Origin of the sequence: Aquibium sp. A9E412 (assembly GCF_030398335.1) — a bacterium.
Lineage (GTDB): Bacteria > Pseudomonadota > Alphaproteobacteria > Rhizobiales > Rhizobiaceae > A9E412.
Genome location: NZ_JAOAOP010000125.1, coordinates 1 through 3,336, shown reverse-complemented (window position 1 = coordinate 3,336; position 3,336 = coordinate 1). Strand labels below are relative to the sequence as shown.

The following is a 3,336-nucleotide window of genomic DNA, read 5'->3' as shown; positions in this document are numbered from 1 at the left end:
TGCTCGGGCGCGCGGAACAGCCGGCTCTGCGGCTGGAAGGCCTCGTCCGCGGCCTCCGGCGCGGGCTGCGCGGCGGCCGGACGCTCGGCGCTGCGGATCGCCTCGGCCACCGGGTCCTCGGCCGGGCGGGCCGGCTGCGCGGCCTCGGCGGCCGCCGGCGCGACGCTGCGATAGCCGGCATGCGGCACCTGGGCGGGCTGCTGCGGCCGGGCCTCGGCGGCCGGCTTCTGCACGGCGGCCGGGCGCGGCTGCGGCCGCACCGCATCGGCCGGCGCGGAGATGTCCATCGCCGCCTTGTCGATGCCGGTCGCGACGACCGAGACGCGGATGATGCCCTCGAGCTCCTCGTCGAAGGTGGCGCCGAGGATGATGTTGGCGTCCTGGTCGACCTCCTCGCGGATGCGGGTGGCCGCCTCGTCGACCTCGAACAGGGTCAGGTCGCGGCCGCCGGTGATCGAGATCAGCAGCCCGCGCGCGCCCTTCATCGAGGTCTCGTCGAGCAGCGGGTTGGCGATCGCGGCCTCGGCCGCGGCCATCGCACGCTCCTCGCCGGAGGCCTCGCCGGTGCCCATCATCGCCTTGCCCATCTCGCGCATCACCGAGCGCACGTCGGCGAAGTCGAGGTTGATGAGGCCTTCCTTGACCATCAGGTCGGTGATGCAGGCGACGCCCGAATAGAGCACCTGGTCGGCCATCGCGAAGGCGTCGGCGAAGGTGGTCTTGTCGTTGGCGATGCGGAACAGGTTCTGGTTCGGGATGACGATCAGCGTGTCGACGCAGGTCTGCAGCTCCTCGATGCCCAGATCGGCGATCTTCATGCGCCGCTGGCCCTCGAAGTGGAACGGCTTGGTGACGACGCCGACGGTCAGGATGCCCTTGTCGCGCGCCGCGCGCGCCACCACGGGCGCCGCGCCCGTGCCGGTGCCGCCGCCCATGCCGGCGGTGACGAAGCACATGTGCGTGTTCGACAGATGATCCATGATCTCGTCGATGCACTCCTCGGCGGCCGCCCGGCCGACCTCGGGCTGCGAGCCGGCGCCGAGCCCCTCGGTGACGTTGGCGCCGAGCTGGATCAGGCGTTCCGACTTCGACATCGTCAGCGCCTGGGCATCGGTGTTGGCGACGACGAATTCGACGCCGCGCAGCCCCGCGGTGATCATGTTGTTGACGGCGTTGCCGCCGCCGCCGCCGACGCCGAACACCGTGATGCGCGGCTTGAGCTCGGTGATGTCCGGCTTCTGCAGATTGATGGTCATGGTCCTCGTCCTTTTCGCCTTTCCTGCCGCCTCGCCGCTGCGGCCGCCCAACGGGGTTGCCCCGTCAAAAACTGTCTCTCAACCACTGACTGACTCGCTGCAGGCGCCCGCCCGTCCCCGTGGCCAGGAAGCGCAGCCCGCCCCCGCTCGACCGGCTCTCGAAGCCGGCCACCTGCGGATAGATCAGAAGCCCGACCGGCGTCGCGAAGGCCGGGCCCTTGGCCGCCTCCGGCAGCCCGGCGATGCCGAGCGGCCGGCCGAGCCGCACGTTGCGCCCGAGCAGCCGGCGCGCCGTCTCCGGCAGGCCGGTGAGCTGGCTCGCCCCGCCGGTCAGCACGATCCGCCGCCCCACCAGATTGCCGAAGCCCGAGCGCTGCAGGCGCTCGCGCACCAGCTCCAGCGTCTCCTCGATGCGCGCCCGCACGACGCGGTTCATCGCCCCGCGCGGCACCTGCACGGGCTGCTCGCCCTCGTCGCCGCCCATCGGCTGGATGGTCACGACGGAGCGGTCGTCGCCGTTTTCCGGCAGCGCCGAGCCGTGCATCACCTTGAGCCGCTCGGCGTCGTCGAGCCGGATCGACAGGCCGCGCGCGATGTCCATCGTCACGTGATGGCCGCCGACGGGAATCGCGTCGGCATGCACGAACTTGCCGTTGACGAACACCGACAGCGTCGTCGTGCCGCCGCCCATGTCGATGCAGGCCGCGCCCATCTCCGTCTCGTCCTGGACGAGCGCGGCCAGGCCGCTGGCATAGGGCGTGGCGACCATGCGCTCGACCGACAGGTGCGAGCGGTTGACGCACAGCTCGAGATTGCGCAGCGGCGCCAGATCGGCCGTCAGGACGTGCATCTCCACGCCCAGCGCGTCGCCCACCATGCCGCGCGGGTCGCGGATGCCGCGCTCGGCATCGAGCGTGAAGCCGACGGCCAGCGCGTGCACGAGCTGGCGCTCGGCGGCGAGCGCCTGGCGCGCGCCGGCGGCCAGCACGCGGTCGATGTCGGCTTCCGTCGCCTCGTGGCCGCCGAGATTGATGGTGGCGGCCGAGCTCTCGCTGCGCGGCCGGCCGGCCGACACGTTGACGAGCAGCGATTCCACCGTCACGCCGGCCATCCGCTCGGCCGCGTCGACGGCGAGCCGGATCGCCTCCTCGGCATGGTCGAGATCGACGACGACGCCGGACTTCACGCCGCGCGACTTCTGGTGGCCGATGCCGAGCACGCGGATGCGGTGGGTACGGTGGCTGAGCGCGCGGCCCTCCTCGGCCGGCAAGAGCCGGGCGATGATGCAGCACACCTTGCTCGAGCCGACGTCGAGCACGGTGACGACGCCCGAGCGGCGCGGCGCGGCGTTGCGCGAGGCGGTGAACCAGCTCATATGCGCGTCCCCGCCGGACGTCCGTCCATCGCCGCCTCGATCGCCTCGGCGCGGGCTTCCGCCGCCTCCGGCGTCAGCCGCACGACCAGCCGGTCGGCGAGCCGCATGTCGACGGCCTCGATGTCGCGTGCCAGAAGGTCGACGTCGCGGTCGAGCGCGGCGAGCTCGGCGAGCGCCGCCTGCGGCGCGCCCTCCGGCAGCTTGACGGTGATGCCGCTTTCCAGCCGCAGGTCCCAGCGCCGCTCGGCGACGCGGATATAGGCCTTGACGCGGGCGGCGATCGCCGGATGGCGCGCCACCGTCGCGACGAAGGCCGCGCCGTCCTCGGCCGCGCCCATGCCGATGACCAGCGGCAGCGCGGCGTGGCGCCGGCCGCCGAACGGCGCGATCACCGCGCCGTTGCGCTCGATCAGGGTGAGCCGGCTGCCGTGCTGCCAGATGGCGAACGCGCGGCGCTCGGCGATCTCGACCTCGAGGCGCGCCGGATAGACCTTGCGCACCGAGACCTCCTCGACCCAGGGCAGCGCGGCGATGCGCGTGCGCGCGGCGGCCGCGTCGAAGCCGACCAGCGAGGTCCAGCCGTCGAGGCCGACCGCCTGCAGCACGTCGATCTCGGAGGTCTCGCGGTTGCCGCTGACCGCGACGTCGGCGATGGCGAAGCCGCTGCGCGCCGTGACCGCCGCCACCACGTCGGCCGTGTGGCCG

At 73.0% G+C, this 3,336-nt stretch carries 3 protein-coding genes; all 3 read right to left on the bottom strand.

Annotated features, from left to right (window positions below; genetic code table 11):
• The coding region (gene ftsZ / locus N1F89_RS20435) for a cell division protein FtsZ (RefSeq protein WP_290086333.1) at positions 1-1,256 on the bottom strand (1,256 nt) is incomplete at its 3' end.
• 64 nt (positions 1,257-1,320) lie between these two features.
• A complete protein-coding gene (gene ftsA, locus N1F89_RS20430) occupies positions 1,321-2,631 on the bottom strand; it encodes a cell division protein FtsA (protein WP_290086332.1) in 1,311 nt (436 codons plus the stop codon).
• Positions 2,628-3,336 (bottom strand): FtsQ-type POTRA domain-containing protein (locus N1F89_RS20425; protein WP_290086330.1); only part of this gene is annotated, 709 nt, incomplete at its 5' end. The genes ftsA and N1F89_RS20425, both read right to left, overlap by 4 nt.